We start from the raw sequence: 19,098 nt of genomic DNA, 5'->3' as shown, positions 1-19,098 counted from the left end.
CTAAAGGGAAATTGATGCAAAAATATAAATATGTAAGGAAACCGGCAAAAGAATGTGTATATTTATATGATTTTCAGAAAATCATATAGGACTAAATCCTTAATCTTTTTGAGTATTCTTTTCATTCAACAAAAGTCCGTGTTTTGCATTCAAAGGAGATATTACGTTTTCACCAGTTTTTGCTTCTAATTCAAGACGTGCATTACGTGCAATTTCTCCTCCTTGACGAGCCACGTTACTATGGTCATTCATCGTTTCTGGATTAGTTGTTTCCGAAATACGTTTTGTCGACAACTCTGCTAACATATTAAGAACCAACTCTGTATTAGTCATATTATCACGTAGATTCTCTTTCTTTAATCCCTTAAACTTCTTATACTCTTTAGCTGTTTTACCTGCCCATGTTTGGTAAATAATATCTGTTAAAGATGCAAATTGCAATCCCTCTTGTAGTCCACGTTTCTTCCATTCATCAGTAAGTTCTTTTCGTATTTCGATACTCTTCAAACGTTGATTGATCCAATTATCGGAATATCCCAAACGTTTATAATCACTCATCGCTTGATCTATCGATAACTCTGGATCTTGCATCTGATCCAAACGCTCACGTGCCACTTGTGCAATCCACAACTTAAATGGTTCCGCCTTCACGGAAGGGACAGACTGTATCAGCCTGAAAAGTTGTTCTGTATCAGCCACATCTGTTAGTCGCATTTTACCATCTGCGGCACGCATTTTCAAACCGTGACAATTTGTCACGGTTTCATTCCCTTCTTGTTTTAGACGCTGTTTCAGTTTTCTCCAATAAGCAGCAGGATCTATACTATCCGTCAATATAGCAATAGCATCCACAATGGAAAAGTACCATTTCTCTTGTTTTTCGTCCCAAAAAGTACGTACTTTTTTTTCTTCAAACAGCTGTATGGATTGCTTTTTATTCATATTTTTTCGTCTTTCTAATTTCCTCTTTTATCGTGCACCTTGCAGAAATAGCTTTATCTATTTACATTTCGACCCAATCATTATTATCTGTGATTGTAATAATGATTGGGTCGAAATGACTTCTTATATCGCCACACCCTTCAGCGTGGCACTGCTACTTTCCGTTATGCGAACGCGCACAAAGTCGCCAATGTGGTGCGTTCCGCGGTCGATGATGACCACTTTGTTTTGCTCCGTTCGCCCGAAGAGTTGGTCGCGGCTGCGCTTGCTCACACCTTCCACCAGGATTTCAAATTCTTTTCCTTCGTCGCGCTTATTGCTCTCGGCGCTCAGTTCGTTCTGAAGCGCGATGAGTTCGTTAAGGCGACGGATTTTAGTTTCTTCTGGAATATCGTCGGGCAAGTGTTTAGAGGCGTAAGTACCAGGTCGCTCGCTGTATTTGAACATGAATGCACTATCATAACCGCACTCGCGCATCAGCGAAAGGCTCTGCTGGTGATCCTCCTCTGTTTCTCCACAATAGCCCGCAAAGATATCGGTGCTCAAACCGCAGTTGGGGACGATGCGGCGAATGGCAGCTACGCGATCTAAATACCATTCGCGGGTGTACTTGCGGTTCATACGTTTTAGTATCACGTCCGATCCGCTCTGCACGGGAAGGTGGATATGGCGGCACACGTTGGGTTCTTCTGCTATGACGCGGAGCGTATCGTCGCTCATATCCTTCGGATGAGAGGTTGTGAACCGCACACGCATACTGGGGACGGCGCGCGCTACGGCACGGAGCAATTCGGGGAAACCGAGCGTTCGCTCTCCGTCGGCACTCACCCATTGATAACTATTGACATTCTGCCCGAGCAGCGTAACCTCTTTGAAACCGCGAGCATGGAGGTCGTTCACTTCTTGGAGAATACTCTCCAAATCCCTGCTACGTTCACGCCCACGAGTATAGGGCACGATGCAATAGTGGCAGAAATTGTTACATCCGCGGGTAATACTCACAAAACCACTCAACTGACTGCCGCAAACGCGCTCGGGAACGATATCGCGGTAGGTCTCCGTGAGCGAGAGTTCCGTATTCATCGCCTTATGCCCTGTTTCCGCCTGCGCCACCAAGTCGGGCAGCGTCAGATAGGCATCAGGTCCCGCCACGAGGTCTGCATGATGCTCATTGAGAAGTCCCTCCTTCACGCGCTCTGCCATACATCCCAGCACACCGATAATAAGCTGGCGCCCATGTTTCCGCAAGCCGTTGAGTTCGTCGAGGCGATGAATGATGCGTTGCTCAGCTTTGTCGCGCACTGAGCAAGTGTTGAGGAAGACAGCGTCGGCCTCATCTATATTTTCAGTGGGTTCGTACCCCGCCATCTTCATGACAGAAGCCACCACCTCAGAGTCGGCCACATTCATTTGGCAACCGTAAGTTTCTATATATAAATGCTTCATGGCTGCAAAGATACTACTTTTTTCTGAGCCACTTGATTGCACAGTTCCACCCAAGACAACGAAAAACCCTAACAGTGCCCTCTCGGGTGCCTGTTAGGGAAGACTCTAAATTTATAAGGAACAGACCTACACAACTTGCAAGCTGCACTAAGCATCTTGCTGTGTATCTCTTCTCTCCTATTTCATTATGAATTTCTTGGAGAACTGGCCGTAGCTCAATATATATACGCCTTTGGGGAGAGAGGGGAAACGTACGCTTGTTCCGAAGCCCTCCTGCAACAACATACCATTGGTAGCATAGAGCCTCCAGCTGGTACTCCCTCCCGTAAAGCTCACGGAACGACCATCGGAAGCAATAACAGGCTGATTCGTTTCTTTAGAGAATTGAATTTCTCCTATACCCGTCTTAACAAGTTCCTCACCGTTCAAAACGTACCACTTCTTCGCCGTAGCTTGTCGAAGCCCCTCATCTGTTATACAGTTCATATCGGGGGTAGGATCTTCCGCATGATTGAACAGCATCAAATAGCCCTCGTCCACTTCTGGCAAACTCTGGATCAGACGCAGCGAGGCATCTCCGCTAAGGTTGTTGTGGTCCATGAGGAGCGCACGCAATCCACTGCAACCCGTTGCTGAGAGTTCGCTGATTTGATTGTGATCGCAGGCTAATGAGTGGAGGGAAGCATTACCTGCGATGGTCAAGGCTGTAAGTTTGTTATAGCTCAAACTTGCTTCTTCGAGTGCAGCGTTATGAGAGAGGTCGAGTGTCTGCAACTGATTGTCGCCACAGCTCAGCGTCATGAGGTTTTCCAAGTGGGTTACACTCAGTTCCTTGAGCTGATTGCTGAAGCAGTAAAGCTCCTCGAGTGCCGTATTTTGAGAGAGGTCGAGCGTGCTGAGCTCATTGAGCTTGCAGTTGAGTTCTTCCAGTGCCGTTTGTTTACTCACATCAAGCACTTTAAGCTTGTTATCACCACAATATAGATGAGTAAGAAGCGGATTATTTGTCACGTCAAGTTCATCCAGTTTGCACTGTTCGCAATAGAGCATCTTGAGCTGCGACAGTTTGCTCACATTGAGCTTTGCGATCTTGTTGCGACTGCAATTCAGTACTTTCAAATTAGGACAATGGGAGACTTCTATGCTCTTCAATTGATTGCGATAGCAGGCCAGTTCTGTGAGATGAGTTGCCTGAGAAAGATCAAGCGAAGACAACTGATTCTCCTGGCAATAGAGCAGAAGGAGTTCAGCTCCCCCACCGTAGTTGAGCGCCGTGAGCTCGTTGTCGTTACAATAGAGACGCTTCAACTTTGTGTTCTTCGATACATCAAGCGAAGAAAGTTCGTTGATATCACATTTTAGCACTGTCAGCGATGCCGCTTGAGAACAGTCGATAGAAGAGAGTTTAAGCGAGGAGCATTCGAGTCCTAAAACATCGCCTTCAATCGTAATGGTAGGTTTGTTGGCTGTAGCTTTCAGTGGCAGGAATGTAGGCGTTTCGAGATTCTCCGAAACCGAATAGACACTTGTTGTGCCGTCACCTGTTCCAATCTTCACGCTACCTCCGCGAGCAGCAATCGAAAGGCGTAGTGCTTCATCCTTAGGCATAGAGCTCTTAAGCGTAATGGTCTGTGCCGACACGATTGTGGACAGCAATAGAAAAAAGACAGAAAGTAAAGACTTTTTCATAATAGATATTTTAGATATGAGTATTTCGGCTGATTAAGAGGCAGATAAGACTCTATTGGACAAAGATAAGGATAAAGTCAATGATTTACACAAGATTCCAAGACTTTCTTGAAAAGAAAAAAGGAGTAGAAGAAATACCAGAGTGATGAACCAACACTATTTAGGCTATTTTTAATGATTCTACACTACCTCCTAAACCACATCTATATAAAGTAACCTACGCCTCCGGCGGAGGCGCACCATGCTTAACCGCGGGTGATGCCCAAAGGGCGAACCCGTGAAGAAGTGGACAGATAGCAACACTAACTTCCGACACCGGAGGTGTCGCACTGAAAGCGTTGAGGGAGTATTCTCTCTCTCCTCCTATAGAAAAAACTCGATTTTTGTTGTCACGTTGTCACGGAAGAGGGGAAGATGCTGATAGAGAGGAGCTTATACGCGTGACAACAATTGCTCTTTGTTGTCACACCGTTGTCACGCGTCGTCACGCCCGCAATAAATACATTATCAAGCGGTTATGCTCAAAGTGTGACAACGTAACGATATGACAACGAAAAAATAAACTCTTGGGAGGGGGAAGTGGGTGCTGTGCGACGCTTCCTGCGTCGGAGGTTTGTGCATCACCTATCCACGGGTTCGCCCTTCGGGCATCACCCGCGGTTAAGCATGGTGTGTCCCCTCCGGGGACAGTGGGTGAGTACGCTGTATTGCTGGGGAGAGTGGATGCAATAAGGGTGTGGGCGGATAGAATAAGAGTATGAGTGGAGAAGCTTATTCTATTCTCAAGCACAATAAGGGCGTGGACGAACGCGATAAGGATACGAGCGAAGAAGCTTATGGAATTCTCAAACACAATAAGGGCGTGGGCAGACACGATAAGGCTATCAACTGACAGCCTTATTATACTTCCAAGAACAATAAGGATATTTGCGCGAAACTATATCATTAGATGTATTTCCTCCAAAAATATTTGGGAAAAGATTTAGAAACTTCTTTGTGAACATAAAACATTGGTTCCAAAATTATTATCAAGAAGAAAAACTTCACTACAACTTCAGAAAAAGAAAGTCTTTAAGGGCGCTTCATCCTTTTCGTGGGTTTCTTCATGAAAAGGCTACGGCAAAAAATAAAGCTTCTGACTCTTCAGAAGCTTTTTGCGGTCGCTGGATGGGAGGACCTAACCAGCAGTAAGAGGGAGATGCGGACGGGCAGCCTTTAGAGCAGCTCCACATCGTAGTAGATAGAATGCACTTGTCGCTGGTTTTCGGGCGGCAGTTCTCGCCAATTTCCGAAGCATTCTCGGAGGAAGAAATCGGGGTCGGCAGGGGCAAAAAATTCGCGGTCTTCAAATCTCACCTTTTTCAAGGGGAAGAGTTTGTCCTTGCGGTGCATCAGACCGCAACCATTATTTTTCAGCATCATCGAAACATACTTGCCTTTCGGGAAGAAGAGGGAAGCCGTGTGCCAAATAGCCCCACAGATCGCGCGCTTTGTGCCAAAATAGAACAGTTCGGCAACGGAGCGCCAACTGTAGTAGTGCTGCTTATGGAGAATCGAGTTGGAACGACAATAGCCTTTAGCGATGCGTTTGGTGAAACCGCGCGGGAAAGAGGGACATTCCACCTTCGGGAAAATATCTACATAAACGCCCTTGGCGTAGTCCTGTCGGAAATCGTCCGCAAACTCAACAAAAAAACTGTTCAAGTCGCGCACCTTATAGATAGGAGTCTTTGCTGGCGGATCGGGTAAGATCATCGTTGGGGGCAACTCGCGGCGCAACGCTTCCTTCATGCGTTCCGTGTCGGCTGCCAGAATGTCGATGTCGACATCATCATCCCAGGGAATGAAACCTCCATGGCGCATGGCTCCCAGTAGGGTTCCGCCCTCGAGCCAATAAGGGATGTTGTTGCGTTCGAGAATGTCGGTGATGGTCGTGAGCATCTCCAGCATTTTCAGTTGCAGTGGGCGCAGTTCGCGCTGGCGGTATTCACGGAGATAGGAATCGGGTGTGGAGACAGTGGAAGGAGCAGCGGAAGAGGGCGCGGTTTCGGTCGATTGGCAGAGACTGCGGTTGTATAAATTCTCCAGCACTGACAAATCCTCCCGATAAGTGAGTTTCTGATTTCGTTCTTCTCCCGCCACGAGGAATACGGGCACATCGGGCAGATACTTCGTCACGACGCCGCAATCATCGGTTGCCTTGAAGGCGGGGTCTTTGAGAGCCTCAGCGTAGGCCTTCACAATCGTGCCCACATGGAATCCCTGCGGCGTTTGCACCCGTTCTATCCATCGGCGGTCGGGCACTTGTTTGACATAGTCGCCTTGTCGCACGATGAGCGTATCGGCCGACGGAATGGTGACATTGACGGCGCGCTGCGTTTTCAGCGCGTGGCAAACATCATCGATGATGCGCTGACTGACGAGTGGGCGCACAGCATCGTGGAAGATGAGGTTAGCCGTTTCGGCCTTATAGAGACGAAGGGCGTTAATCGTTGAATCCGAGCGTTCTTGCCCACCCGCAATCACATGGCGCACCTTCTGGTAGTGGGCCTGAGCCACTATCTTCTGGGTTTCTTCCAGAAAATCGGGATTCGATACCACGCAAATTTCATCGATATGGGCATTGCGTTCGAAAGCCTCAATGGAATGTTCGATGATCCTTTTTCCCGCCATCAGCAAGAATTGCTTTGGCATATCGGCGCCGAAGCGTTTTCCGCTGCCGCCGGCTAAGATGATTGCTATATTGCGCATTTGTTTTGGAGTGAGAGGTTCGGGCTGACCAGGCAGACAGAGCTGACTGGCGACAGAAAGGAGGCGGTCGAGTTATTGTCCTCCCAATTGGTCAAAATATTCGAGAAGAGCGTCCCAAGTCTTAAACTGCGGACTGCCAAAGAGGAGCGTCGTACCGAGGAAAGTATCCTCGTCGCGCGCGTCCAAGGTGATGAGATAGTCGCCATAAAGGCGTTCGCGATGGTTCGTGAGAAAGAGATGATTCCACGCCGGAACACCGATATTTTCCTGCAACCACTGCTGGGGCTGTGCATCCTGCGGTGCCACACAAAAGACATTGTATCGCTGACTCAAGGTCTCGAAGGCCAAGCGTGCCGAGGAGCGTTGCTTGCCATAGTCGTCGCGGAGCGTAGCATAATCAATGAAAACGGCGGGAGAGTCCAATGCGGCCTGACGTTCCCAGAAGCGGCGAACAATCGGCATGACGGAATGGAGCAGAACGTCGTCCGTGAGGCGGTGTTCCCCCTCGAAATAGGCCGAAGAGGGATAGTGTTCACTAAATTCGGCGAAGCAATTCACAAAGGGGTCGCGTGTACCGAAGAGTCCCACCACGCGAGTGGCATCTTCGCTGTCCAACCCCTCGAAGTTGAGAGCGCAAACCTCATCAAACTCCTTTGCGAGGGCTTTCGTAACGTTTATTTTCGTCACTCCATCTTCGCGGGGCGTGGCAATGGGGTATTCACCGAATTTTATCGTTGTACCCATCGTTTGTCCCATGTGCATTGCTGGATTGACACAGATGCGGTCGAAGCCGCGCAGCTTCTCCACGAGCATTCCACCCATGGATGTGCCGATAATCAAATCGGGCCTTTCCGCTTCACAAAGGGCCTTGAGAAAAGGCAGTTGCTCAGCGGGCACTAACGGGATGTCGGGGTGCAGTACTTGGGCTTCCGGCATTTTCTGTTGCAGCAGTGCGGCAGTATGTGTAGCACCGCTCGAGCCGAAGCCATGAACATATAAGATTTTCTTTCCTGCGAAATAATCGAAAGTTTGTTTGAAATCCATCTTTCTTTATTTTCGAGCGAAGTTAGAGAAAAGAAGCGAGAGGAACAAGTATTGTGTTCGTCTCTCGCTTTGGGAGAAGCTCTGCGTAGCGGGAGCAGTCGGCCGTTTTTCTATGAAATCGAGCGGACAAAGCCCGTGCATGGGAGAGCAGAATAAATCTGTAGGTTGTTAGTACTTGAATGTGCTGCCGCCCAAGAATTCGCGGAGGAGCGATGTGGGAGGTAGTCCCTTTGTGGATATGGGCTTCAGATAACTCAAGAACTTTCGCAGGCGGTAGGCTTCGGAGTATTCGGGCGCACTTTCGGGCACTTGCTCGAGCAGCGGGAGAGCTTGTTGCTGGAGTGCGGAGAGCTCAAAGAGTAGCGCTGTATTCATCATTTCATCGGCCTCTTCCTGATACGGGAAGATCCATTTGCTCTCACCTTCGCGCACCATCGGCCAACGCTTGATAGTGTCTTCGGCCGAATAGCCGCGGTACTTATAATCGCGCACAATGCGGCGGAGCAAGCGGTTGTCTGTTGTGGGAATGTAGTTGTGGTCGTCGAGCAAGATTGTCGTAAGTGCCGAAGCGTAGATCTTAAATTTGCTCTCCGCGGGAATGTCGGAAGTGAGCATGGGATTAAGGGCGTGGATGCCTTCAAAAATGATGAGCGTTTCTGGACTTAGCTTTAGACGTTTCCCGCTCTTCTCGCTCAGTCCCGTTTGGAAGTTGTAGCGCGGCAGTTCCACTTCCTCTCCTGCAATGAGTGCCTGGATCTGACTGTTGAGTAAGGGAATGTTGAGCGCGTTGACACTCTCGTAGTCCAGTTCGCCCTCCGGCGTGCGCGGCGTGTCATGGCGATTCACGAAATAGTCGTCCAGACTGATGGCGACGGGCTTCTTGCCACTCGCTATGAGCTGCACGGCAAGGCGTTTGGAGAAGGTAGTCTTCCCCGAACTTGAGGGGCCGGCAATGAGGATTACTCTGATGTTTGGGTTCTCTGCGATGCGATCCGCCATGCGGGAGATTTTCTTCTCTTGCAGAGCTTCGCTCACGTTCACCAGTTCATTGGTGCGCCCTTCCTCATTGGCTTTGTTGAGTTCGCCAATGGTGGAGACGCCTAAGATATGCTGCCAGTTGTGTTGCTCTTGAAAAACGGAGAACATCTTATGCTGGTCGACCATCGGCTTTAGTTGCTGCGGATGTTCGGAGTCGGGCAGGCGCAGCAGAATACCGTCGTAGTAGGATATCACGTCGAAAAGCGTAATTTGTCCTGTACGTATCAGTAGCGAACCATAGAAATAGTCGGGCGTTTCTCCCAGCGTGTAATAATTGGTATAGAGCGAGCCGTAGCCTTCCAAGAGTTCGGCTTTGCTTTCTTGTCCGTTTTCGCGGAAGAGTCGTACAGCGTCCTCCGTTGGACAGGTGATGCGGTGGTACGGCAGGTCAGCAACGATGATCTCCTGCATCTTACTGCGCAGCGCGTCCACCACCTCGTCCGTCACTCCAGAGCTGATGCCGTCTAAACGGCAGTAGTAGCCATTGCTGACAGGAGTGCTGACGCGCAGGCGGGCTTCGGGGTAGAGTTCCACTACTGCTTTGTAGAGCACAAAGAAGAGTGAGCGCGTATAGGTGCGCATTCCCGAAGCGGAAGTAATATCGAGAAATTCGATGTCTTTATCGTTGAAGAGGGTGTAGTGCAGCCCCTCCACTTTGTTATTGACTTTTGCGGAAGTACATCCGTAGGGCAGATGCAGTTCCAGCATCTCATAGACTTGTTCCAGATTGTAACCAGCTGGCACTTTGTGCGACTTACCAGTATTCTTACAGCGGATATTGAGGGTTGTTAGCATAATGTTTAGTTTTAGCCTTGGCGGCGGAAGAGGCTTTGGGAGGAGGAGCAGATAGCTTATTCTTCGACCAGTCAGACAGGTCAGACCAGTCCGACTCAGCTTTCTCCTCTCGCCGAAGTGCCGCAGGCGCTTCAAGGCAAATATACTGACTTTTGGACTTTTTTGGTTATTTTTGCCGGAAAAGTACTCCAACGATTTCTAAAAAAGACAAATTCATGACAATACAGAAGAAACCGCGTTTGGCCAATATGGAGCTGCTCCGCTTCATGGCGATGTTTATGATTCTCACCCTTCATGCCGATTATTTCTGCTTCGGATGGCCGCAGCGACAGGACATTCTGACGCTTCCGGAGGTTTGGGGCGTGCGCATCTTGGTGGAACATTGGGCCATCATAGGTGTGGATGTCTTCGTCCTTATTTCGGGATGGTTTGGCATACGCGCCTCGCTGAAAGGAGCTGTAAAACTGCTTTTCCAGGTGTTCTTCATCGCCCTGCTTTCTTCGGGGACGGTTTTGCTACTCAAGGGTATGCCCACGGGCGGACTGATAGCTATTGCAAAAAGCTTTACCTCCTATTGGTTTGTATGGTCGTATCTGCTTCTCTATCTGTTTGCGCCCGCCCTCAATGCTTTTGTGGAGACGGCAGGAAAGCAACAACTTAGAGGTTTTTTAATTGCGTTTTTCACTTTCGCAACGCTCGACTTAGCTGCACACTTCTCCGATGATTTTCGGTGGGGTTATTCTGCCATCTTCTTTATGGGGCTCTACGTTCTGGCTCGTTATATTCGCCTCCATGTAGATTATAAAGCCTTGCGCACACGCACCTTGGTAATCGTATATGCCGCGTGTCTACTGATCCCGGCTTTCTTCACTTTTGCTTCTGCGAGCTGGTTACCACTTATCTTCTATCAAATTGCAAAAACTTTCTTTCTCACCTATTCTTTCCTTATCAACATATTGGAAGCAATTGTTCTGCTGATTCTTTTCGACCGCCTACAACTGCGTCCAAGCCTTTCGCGCCCCATCAACTGGCTGGCGGCGGGCGCTTTCACGGTCTATCTCGTACATCAGAACACACTTGTCCGTCCGCTATATGCTCAGTGGGTCAAGGACATAGATAGCTCTTTACCGTTTGGCCTCAACTTTTTAGGCGTAGCCTTGATGCTCTGTGCCGTTTATTTGGCTTGTACGCTGCTCGACCAATTGCGCGTGGCGGCCTGGCAGAGTGGCGAAAAACTGTGGGGGAAATATCACAAGAAATAAGCCTTATTCTCTTCTTTCGAATAAGGCTCTAAAAAAACGCTATCAAAACTTTATGACGCTTTTCCTTTCTTACAGAGGAAAAGCAGGCTTTCGCAGAAGATTACAGAGCCGCTCAACCACAGCGTGAGACAGTAGGTTGTGCCTACGAATAGGACTTTGCCCAACAGGCTCAGCCAAAGGTGGGTCACGCCAGAGAAGAGGAAGTACGCCCCTATGCAAAGCACAATGGAAAGCCCCAGATAGGGCGCCATATCCTTTAGAAATGCCAACAGTCCATAGCCCGTCAGGCGGCAAACAAAATGGTGCCAGAACAAGAGCCAGAGAATGTTGACCGCCACAAAGACGCGCAACATCCACTCTAATCCGTAGGGGCTCACCAGTAATGCAGCACCAAACACGAGTATGGCCAGCCCGATTGTTCCCCACATATAAATCCCCGAATGCCCACGTGCCAGCAGGAAGTTCTGGAAAAGCGTTTGCATCGGAACGAAAGCGCCCCAAACGCAAAGGAGTTGCAGCATGGCTGCCGAAGCGAGCCATTTCTCCGTGATAGTGATGATGATGAACTCGTGTGCAATGACGCTCAAACCGAACATGGCGGGGAAAGTGAGGCATGCGGTCAGACGCACCATCTTTTGCAGAGCAGCTCGTTGCTGCTTGCGGTCGTCCACCTTGGCAAAAAGGGGCTGCGTCACACTGTAAAGCATCTGCGAAATGAGACTATGCCCCATTGTGTTCCATTTATTAGCCTGCGTGAATTTGCCCAATTCGCGACGATTGAAGAGTTTACCGAGCAAAATTGAAAACAGCTGCTGGTTGAGAATCACAAAGACATTGGTGATGATCAGGCGGCCGGAATAACCCAACATCTCCCTGACGGGACGGAACGAGAAATGGATACTGGGCCACCAGCGGGTGACCAAATACGTTCCGAGGGTTGTGCAGACGGCGTAAACAATGGATTGCGTGGCGATGCCCCAATAAGCAAAGCCTTGCCACGCCATGGTCACGCCCACAATGCCCGAAGTGAGGAGCGCAACAAAGCTGATGATCGTGTTCTGCTTCACTTTGAGTTCGCGGAAGAGGTAAGCGCGCGGCACAATATTCAGACTCGAGATGACAAAGCCCGCAAAGACGTAGCGAGCTAAGGGAGTTAAATCTGGCTCATGGAAAAAATCAGCTATCAGCGGGGCACAGAAAAAAAGGAGCGTATAGAGCGACAGACTCATCAGCGTGTTGAACCAAAACACACTATTATAATCCGCGCGGGTCACGTTTTTCCGCTTGTTGAGTGCCGAAATAAATCCGCCTTCCTGCAGCGAACCGGCAATGAGAGTAAAGACGGTGAGATACCCCACCATACCGTAGTCGGCATCGGTGAGCAAGCGTCCCAAAAAGATACCGAACACGAGGTTCAGCAACTGCTGCAAACCGCTGGCTATACCGCCCCATAGCAGTCCGTTTGCGGTTTTCTCTTTCAGACTTGACATTTCTATTTATAACTATTTCCGACAAAATTACGCTTTTCTATGTAGCTCACAAAGCAAGCCTTTGAGAGAAGCCGCATTTTGTTTGTTTTTCCTATCTGCACATTCTTTCTATCCTTTCCCAGCTGCCTTGTTATCGCAAAATTCTCTTACGGCCGAAAAGATAGGACAAGCGCGTGCGGTCGAGCAAGAGGGCGAGCGCAAGAGTTCCTCCGAGACCCACGCCAACGGTCACAAAGGCGTGGAGCAATCCCGTAGGGTCGAAGCCGAAGAGAGGCAGGTAGTATTTCGACAGCATTGTAAATATGGGATGGAAGATATAGATCGGGAAAGTGTTTCGCCCAATGTAGTCGATGACCTGCTTGGTGCGCCTCGTTGTGAGACTACTGAAATAAGCGGCAAAACAAAAAAACGACACCACGCAAACGAGCATGGCGATTGTTCCCCAGCCCCAATACTCGCGCTGAACGATGAGCAAACCGAAAGGAAGTATGGGCCACAGACTCGCCTTATAGATGCGCGAGAAATCGCCTATATATTGCCGCACGCCCACGCCTAAGAAATAATAGAATGCAGCATGAATGTCCAGCAAAGGCGTGAAGAGCGATACGCCAATGAGGAGGGCGGCAAAGAGGGAGTATTTGGCAGTGACATCGAGTTTGGGCAAGGCGCGGAAAGCAGCATAATAGAGAATGCCGCACACCATCATGACGTGCAGAAACCAGTAGGGGCCAATCGACTTCACAAAGAGCACATCGAGCACCGTGGGCACATCGAACGACGTGATACCATCGCGGACGGGCAGATACAGCGAAAGCCCTGCAAAGCCCAGGACGAGTACCATATAGGGCAACCATATCCTCCAAAGATATAAGGCAAACTGCCGGAGCGTCTTTTCGATGTTTACCAAATAGCCAGTTATCACCAAAAAGGCGGGCATAAAAAACGCGAGAATTGCGTTCTTAATGTCGGGGTAGATATTGCCAAAATTGACGATATGTATCAGAATGACCAACCCTATTAAGATGGCCCTAAAAAAATCAAGGTCTTTGTTGTACTTCATAAGCTGTATTGCTACTGCGCTATTGCTAAGCTGCTGCAAATTTAAGATTTTTTCAATAGGAACAGTCGCGCATCAGCCTTTGTTTGCTAAGACCGTTGCGATAGCTCTCGGACAAGTCCGACAGGTCCGACTAGTCCGACGCTCAATACTGATTCGTGCTCCTTCGCCTTATTCGTGCTCATTCGTGGGCTTAAAACATCAACGAAATTCCCACTTTTCCCCTCCCACGAAGGCCACAAATCCGCGCACGAAAGAGAGAGAGCGAACAGCCCCACCCTCCTACGCGCCGATACAATAAGGCTGCTGGCTGACTTCCTTATTGCGTCGGCCAACAGAATAAGGAAACCAGCCGACACAATAAGGAAACCGACGAAAAGGATAAGGAGAGGTTTCAGCAAAAACGCACGAAAAAATCGAAAATCTCACGAAAACTCCCGCTTTTTCAAGATTTCGCTCGATTTTTCCTGCCCGCGAAAACAAAAATGCCGCAAAAATTTTGGCAGAAAGCAAAAAGGAGAGCCTTTCTCAAATTTTCAAAGAAAGGCATCTTGTCAAATTTTCGGGAGGTTTTAGATGTTCTCGGACAAGTCGGACTGGTCGGACAAATCGGAGAGTCTGTTGAGAGAACAGCTTGTCGGACGGGTCGGACCAGTCCGACTTGTCCGAGAACCAACAAAGCTGCTCCAGCCTCAAGAGGCAGCTGAGCACTCCCCCTTATGGGGGAGATGGAGGGGGCTTTCCTCTTCTCCCACCTTTTTCTGAAGAAAAATCCCTATTTTTGCAAAGTAGGCAGACAATAACTGCCTACAAAAAAAGAAAGGATATGATACATCGCATCTCTATCTTATTCGGACTACTGCTCTGCCTATCGGCGGCTGTGGCACAAGACTTCGTGCGGTCGCAACGCGTGTTGGACTGGTTGCAACAACAAAAGGGCGACTCCGTATATGCGCTCTGCAATGCCGAGATGAAAGCGGCGCTCACCGCGCAACAATTAGGAGGAATCTACGCACAGCTTGTGCGGCAGGCGGGCACGGAGAACGGCCGTGGCGAATGGGAGCGGACGGTGGTTGAAGGAGGAGTAGAGGTCGATGGGATACGACTGGATTTTTCGCAGACGTCGCTCATGGCGCTCCTCTCTTGGAATGGCGAGGGGCAGCTCTGCGGACTCTTTTTCCGCCCTACCACGCGACCGCAGACAGTGGCGGTAGGAGGCGTGGAGAACCGCGAGGTGCAGATTGAGAACGGTAAGATATTCCTACCGGGAACGCTCACGCTGCCCACCGAAAGAAAGAAACCCGTGGCGCTGGCCGTACTGCTGGCGGGTAGCGGCCCTTGCGACCGCAACGAGACTATCGGGCCGAACGCTTTGTTGCGCGATTTGGCCGATTCGTTGGCACTCCACGGCATCGCCTCTATCCGCTACGACAAACGCACCCTTGTTTATGGGTCGGCGTGCATAGAAATCAGTGGCGACATGGACTACGACAAAGAAATTGTGGACGATGCGCTCGCGGCACTCCAGCAGGTCTGCGCTTTGCCCGAAGTGAATGCACGGCGCATCTTTGTGGTGGGGCATTCGCTCAGCGGAATGCTACTGCCGCGCATAGCGCAACGCGCCACAACGCCTTTGGCAGGTACAATAGCCCTCGCCGCTCCTGCGCGCCCTCTCGCCGAGGTGATGAAAGAACAAATAAACTATCTGGGACGCCTCAACAACATCACGCCTACTGAAATCGACAGCGCATACCGAGCCTCCCTCGCACCGCTCCCTAAAGAGTATCTGAAATTCGACCGCAAATACCGACCACTCCGAACGGCGCAGCAGCTTACAGTGCCGATGCTTTTCATACAAGGTGGGCACGACTATCAGGTGCGCCAAACCGACTTCCAACTATGGCAGCAGGCACTGGAGAAGAGACCCAACGTGGACTTTCGCTGGATGCCCACGCTGAACCATCTGATGGCGGAAAGTCCGAACATGTCCCGCCCCGATGATTACGCCGCTCGGCAAATCATCGCCGCACCCGTTGTGGAAACCATTGTGGACTTTATCGGACGGCACTAAGAATGTTAATCATGCCATGCGTTCCTAAAGATACCTACAACTATCTTTATCAAGCAATTTTCCTGCTCTCCCCGAGAACCTAATGTGAATGATCAAAAAACCTATCAAAGATAATTCTCTTTCATTTTTTATGGTTACCTTTATCGCGCCATCAAAACATTTCAAATACTTTCGTTTAGCAGCATGAAAATAAGTGAATTCCCTACATGGCTATATCCTGTGTAACCTTTTATTACATTAGGATTTTTGAAATATTCAAACTCATTTACTACAAAAATTATGCTTATGAAATGTCACATTAAATTGCTGTTGTCAGCTATGTTATTATGGTCTCTGCCTATGTTCGGAGGAAATGGAAGCATCCAGCAAAAACCGACCAGAAAAGCCAAAACAACGACGCATCAACAAGCTGGGAAAAACACAAAAGCCAAAGGTACAACGGCGGGGAAAGCAACAGAGAATACTTCCTCCTATGTTGATTTGGGACTTAGTGTAAAGTGGGCTACATGTAATCTTGGTGCCAGTGAACCTCAGGACTTTGGCTCTTTTGTGTCATGGGGAAGTACATGGTCAAAAACCCCTGAATTTGACTGGACTTTTTATCCGCACACTGTTTCAGAAACATGGATAATCAAGTACTGTACTGATCCTGATATGGGCTATTCACCTACCAAAGGAGAGAAAGGATTTGCCGATAATAAAACTACACTTGAAGCAAAGGATGATGTTGCCACAGTCCGACTCGGTTCTCCTTGGCGTATGCCAACACAAGCAGAATTTCAAGAATTGGTTGATAAATGTAAATGGACATGGACCATACTGAATGGTATAGCAGGATACAAAGTTGTCAGTAAAAAGAATGGAAAATCTATATTCTTGCCTGCTGCCGGTATTCACTTGGAGATAGAACATTGTTATGTGTTTAAATCTGGCGCGTATTGGACATCTTCACTTAGCAAGAGAAACAACTTGGAGGCATTCGCATTATATTTTACTAAAGACGGTTATCATGTAACTTCGGAGGAGCGCTTTGTGGGATATTATATACGACCTGTCCGCAAATAGAAAAAAGAAACAGGAGAATCAAAACAGGTCATTAGGAGATGTATATGATTCTCCCAATTTAATGCGTTACTGCAATTCATAAAAAAGCCCGACACTACCTTTTAAAGACTGGTAGTATCGGGCTTTTTATTGATTATATACGTGCACCACTACATCAGATTGCAGGCCACAGTAAGGCCGGCCATGACGATGCTGACCATGCTCATCAGTTTGATAAGGATGTTCAAACTTGGGCCTGATGTGTCCTTGAACGGATCGCCAACGGTGTCGCCTACGATCGTGGCTTTGTGGACGTCGCTACCCTTGCCGCCGAAGTTTCCTTCTTCCACGAATTTCTTAGCATTGTCCCACGCACCACCGGCATTGGCCATGAAGACGGCCAGCGTAAAGCCAGCACAGAGGCCACCAACGAGGAGACCGAGTACACCGGCAACGCCGAGGACTACGCCCGTGACGATGGGGATGATGATGGCTAAGAGTGAGGGCAGAATCATTTCGTGCTGGGCAGCGCGCGTACTGATTTCGACACAGCTACCATAGTCGGGCGTGGCCTTGCCTTCGAGGATTCCTTTGATTTCGCGGAACTGGTGGCGCACTTCATCGACCATCTTGGCCGCGGCACGGCCGACAGCACCCATGGTGAGGCCGCAGAAAAGGAAGGCAGCCATCGCGCCAATGAATACACCTACGAGTACGCGCGGGTTCATCAGCGTCACCTGAAAGTATTCCATCATTTCGGGCATCGAAGCCTTTGAAGGATCAAAGGCATTGCCGGCTGCATCAATGAATTGCTGTCCGCCCTCCATGGCTCGCGTCATGGCGATTTTTATTTCTTCTACATAGGAAGCCAGCAAGGCCAGCGCGGTGAGTGCTGCCGAACCAATGGCAAAGCCTTTGCCCGTGGCGGCCGTCGTATTGCCGAGCGCATCGAGTGCGTCCGTGCGATGGCGCACCTCCTCGCCTAGCTCGCTCATCTCAGCGTTGCCGCCGGCGTTGTCGGCGATAGGGCCATAAGCGTCCGTAGCAAGCGTAATGCCCAGCGTGGACAACATTCCGACAGCTGCAATGCCGATGCCGTAGAGTCCTTTCGAGATACTCTCAGCACTCATGGAGAGATCGAAATGATTGGCGCAGAGATAACTCAACATAATGGCCACACCGATAGTGAGCACGGGGATACAGGTGGAAATCATGCCCGTACCGATACCTTTGATGATGACCGTGGCAGAACCCGTCTGAGCGGACTCGGAAATAGTCTGGGTAGGCTTATAGCTATGCGAGGTGTAAAACTCTGTGGCTTGTCCGATGATAACTCCCGCTGTCAGACCGCTGATGACGGAGAAACTCAGGCCTATCCAGTTGTCGAGGCCGAGGCCATAAAGGATGAGGAACGTGGCGAATGCAATCAGCACTGCACTGGTATTGGTGCCGACGGCGAGCGAACGGAGCAACTGGCTCATACTTGCCCCTTCTTTGGTGCGCACGAGGAAGATGCCGATGAGCGAGAGGAAGATGCCGACAGCGGCAATAATCATGGGGGCGATGACAGCCCGCAGCTGCATGTCGCCAGCCGAAGCAAAGGCCGTGGCGCCCAAAGCTGCTGTAGAAAGGATGGAACCGCAATAGCTCTCATAAAGGTCGGCGCCCATACCGGCAACGTCGCCCACGTTGTCGCCTACGTTGTCGGCAATGGTAGCAGGGTTGCGCGGGTCGTCCTCTGGGATGTCGGCTTCAACTTTTCCAACAATGTCGGCGCCTACATCGGCTGCCTTCGTATAGATACCGCCTCCAACACGGGCAAAGAGGGCTTGGGTGGAAGCTCCCATACCGAAAGTGAGCATCGTGGTAGTGATGGTGACGAGCGCAACGTGGTCAGAGCCGTAGACAAAAGAGAGGGCGATGAACCACAGGGCAATGTCCAACAGTCCGAGGCCCACAACGACCAATCCCATTACCGCACCGGAGCGGAAAGCAATACGCAAACCGCTGTCCAAACTCTTGCGTGCAGCATTGGCGGTTCGGGCGGAAGCATAGGTGGCGGTCTTCATGCCGAAGAAGCCGGCTAAACCACTGAAAAGACCGCCCGTGAGGAAGGCGAAAGGTACCCAGGGATTTTGAATCTTAAGGACATAAGCCATGAACGCAAAGAGAACGACGAGCACTAAAAAGACTTTGAGCACCACGAAGTACTGCTGTTTGAGATAAGCCATTGCACCTTTGCGGACGTGCTCTGCAATTTCGCGCATACGGGGTGTGCCCTCGTCGGCCTTCATCATACTCTTGAAGAAGAACCAGGCCATGGCCAACGCCACTACTGATGCGATGGGCACCAGCCAGAAAAGGGGAGTTACAGTCATAAATGTTTTATTTAAGGTTTGATATTTTCATCAACATGTATGCTTTCATTGATTCGAACGCCTAATATATGGAGTATTTTTTATCCACCCA

Annotated in this window: 14 protein-coding genes; 5 read left to right on the top strand and 9 right to left on the bottom strand. The window is 49.6% G+C overall.

Features of this window, described 5'->3' with window-relative positions; genetic code table 11:
- Window positions 1-99: 99 nt before the first annotated feature.
- The 3 genes from ACO4R2_RS04105 to ACO4R2_RS04095 form a co-directional block, all read right to left on the bottom strand.
- On the bottom strand, window positions 100-942 hold the full coding sequence (locus tag ACO4R2_RS04105; RefSeq protein ID WP_484769290.1) for a BRO-N domain-containing protein: 843 nt from the start codon (window positions 940-942) through the stop codon (window positions 100-102).
- A gap of 123 nt (window positions 943-1,065) precedes the next feature.
- The gene (gene miaB, locus ACO4R2_RS04100; RefSeq protein ID WP_484769289.1) at window positions 1,066-2,388 is read right to left on the bottom strand and encodes a tRNA (N6-isopentenyl adenosine(37)-C2)-methylthiotransferase MiaB; all 1,323 of its coding nucleotides are present in this window, start codon (window positions 2,386-2,388) and stop codon (window positions 1,066-1,068) included.
- 177 nt (window positions 2,389-2,565) lie between these two features.
- Complete coding sequence (locus ACO4R2_RS04095) at window positions 2,566-4,077, bottom strand: leucine-rich repeat domain-containing protein (RefSeq protein WP_484769288.1); 1,512 nt, start codon at window positions 4,075-4,077, stop codon at window positions 2,566-2,568.
- 757 nt (window positions 4,078-4,834) lie between these two features.
- On the opposite strand from ACO4R2_RS04095, the gene ACO4R2_RS04090 reads away from it, so the two are divergent.
- Both ACO4R2_RS04090 and ACO4R2_RS04085 read left to right on the top strand, forming a co-directional pair.
- Window positions 4,835-4,969 carry a hypothetical protein gene (locus tag ACO4R2_RS04090; protein ID WP_484769287.1) on the top strand — a complete coding sequence of 45 codons (135 nt, stop codon included), beginning with the start codon at window positions 4,835-4,837 and terminating at the stop codon, window positions 4,967-4,969.
- A gap of 35 nt (window positions 4,970-5,004) precedes the next feature.
- Complete coding sequence (locus ACO4R2_RS04085) at window positions 5,005-5,268, top strand: hypothetical protein (RefSeq protein ID WP_484769286.1); 264 nt, start codon at window positions 5,005-5,007, stop codon at window positions 5,266-5,268.
- A 24-nt stretch (window positions 5,269-5,292) separates the two neighbouring features.
- Here ACO4R2_RS04085 and ispD read toward each other — a convergent pair whose 3' ends face one another.
- The 3 genes from ispD to ACO4R2_RS04070 all read right to left on the bottom strand — a co-directional run bounded on the left by ispD (window position 5,293) and on the right by ACO4R2_RS04070 (window position 9,705).
- The gene (gene ispD / locus ACO4R2_RS04080; protein WP_484769285.1) at window positions 5,293-6,828 is read right to left on the bottom strand and encodes a 2-C-methyl-D-erythritol 4-phosphate cytidylyltransferase; all 1,536 of its coding nucleotides are present in this window, start codon (window positions 6,826-6,828) and stop codon (window positions 5,293-5,295) included.
- A gap of 72 nt (window positions 6,829-6,900) precedes the next feature.
- A complete protein-coding gene (locus ACO4R2_RS04075) occupies window positions 6,901-7,872 on the bottom strand; it encodes a YqiA/YcfP family alpha/beta fold hydrolase (protein ID WP_484769284.1) in 972 nt (323 codons plus the stop codon).
- A 168-nt stretch (window positions 7,873-8,040) separates the two neighbouring features.
- Window positions 8,041-9,705 carry a uridine kinase family protein gene (locus tag ACO4R2_RS04070; protein WP_484769283.1) on the bottom strand — a complete coding sequence of 555 codons (1,665 nt, stop codon included), beginning with the start codon at window positions 9,703-9,705 and terminating at the stop codon, window positions 8,041-8,043.
- Between the two features lie 215 nt (window positions 9,706-9,920).
- On the opposite strand from ACO4R2_RS04070, the gene ACO4R2_RS04065 reads away from it, so the two are divergent.
- Window positions 9,921-10,967, top strand: coding sequence for an acyltransferase (locus tag ACO4R2_RS04065; RefSeq protein ID WP_484769282.1), 1,047 nt, complete (start codon window positions 9,921-9,923; stop codon window positions 10,965-10,967).
- A 50-nt stretch (window positions 10,968-11,017) separates the two neighbouring features.
- Here the strand turns inward: ACO4R2_RS04065 and ACO4R2_RS04060 are convergent, their stop codons facing one another.
- Both ACO4R2_RS04060 and ACO4R2_RS04055 read right to left on the bottom strand, forming a co-directional pair.
- On the bottom strand, window positions 11,018-12,463 hold the full coding sequence (locus tag ACO4R2_RS04060; protein WP_484769316.1) for a lipopolysaccharide biosynthesis protein: 1,446 nt from the start codon (window positions 12,461-12,463) through the stop codon (window positions 11,018-11,020).
- 124 nt (window positions 12,464-12,587) lie between these two features.
- Entirely contained in the window at window positions 12,588-13,517 is a 930-nt protein-coding gene (locus tag ACO4R2_RS04055) for an acyltransferase family protein (RefSeq protein WP_484769281.1), read from the bottom strand.
- Window positions 13,518-14,340: 823 nt separating this feature from the next.
- Between ACO4R2_RS04055 and ACO4R2_RS04050 the strand changes: the two genes are divergently transcribed.
- Window positions 14,341-15,585: an alpha/beta hydrolase gene (locus ACO4R2_RS04050; RefSeq protein WP_484769280.1), complete on the top strand. Its 1,245-nt coding sequence runs from the start codon at window positions 14,341-14,343 to the stop codon at window positions 15,583-15,585.
- A 285-nt stretch (window positions 15,586-15,870) separates the two neighbouring features.
- Window positions 15,871-16,650 carry an Lcl C-terminal domain-containing protein gene (locus tag ACO4R2_RS04045; RefSeq protein ID WP_484769279.1) on the top strand — a complete coding sequence of 260 codons (780 nt, stop codon included), beginning with the start codon at window positions 15,871-15,873 and terminating at the stop codon, window positions 16,648-16,650.
- Window positions 16,651-16,799: 149 nt separating this feature from the next.
- On the opposite strand, the gene ACO4R2_RS04040 is transcribed toward ACO4R2_RS04045, so the two are convergent.
- Entirely contained in the window at window positions 16,800-19,007 is a 2,208-nt protein-coding gene (locus ACO4R2_RS04040) for a sodium-translocating pyrophosphatase (RefSeq protein WP_484769278.1), read from the bottom strand.
- Between the last annotated feature and the right edge of the window lie 91 nt (window positions 19,008-19,098).

It is taken from the genome of Alloprevotella sp. (assembly GCF_057240785.1).
This window is presented reverse-complemented; position numbering and strand designations above follow the sequence as displayed.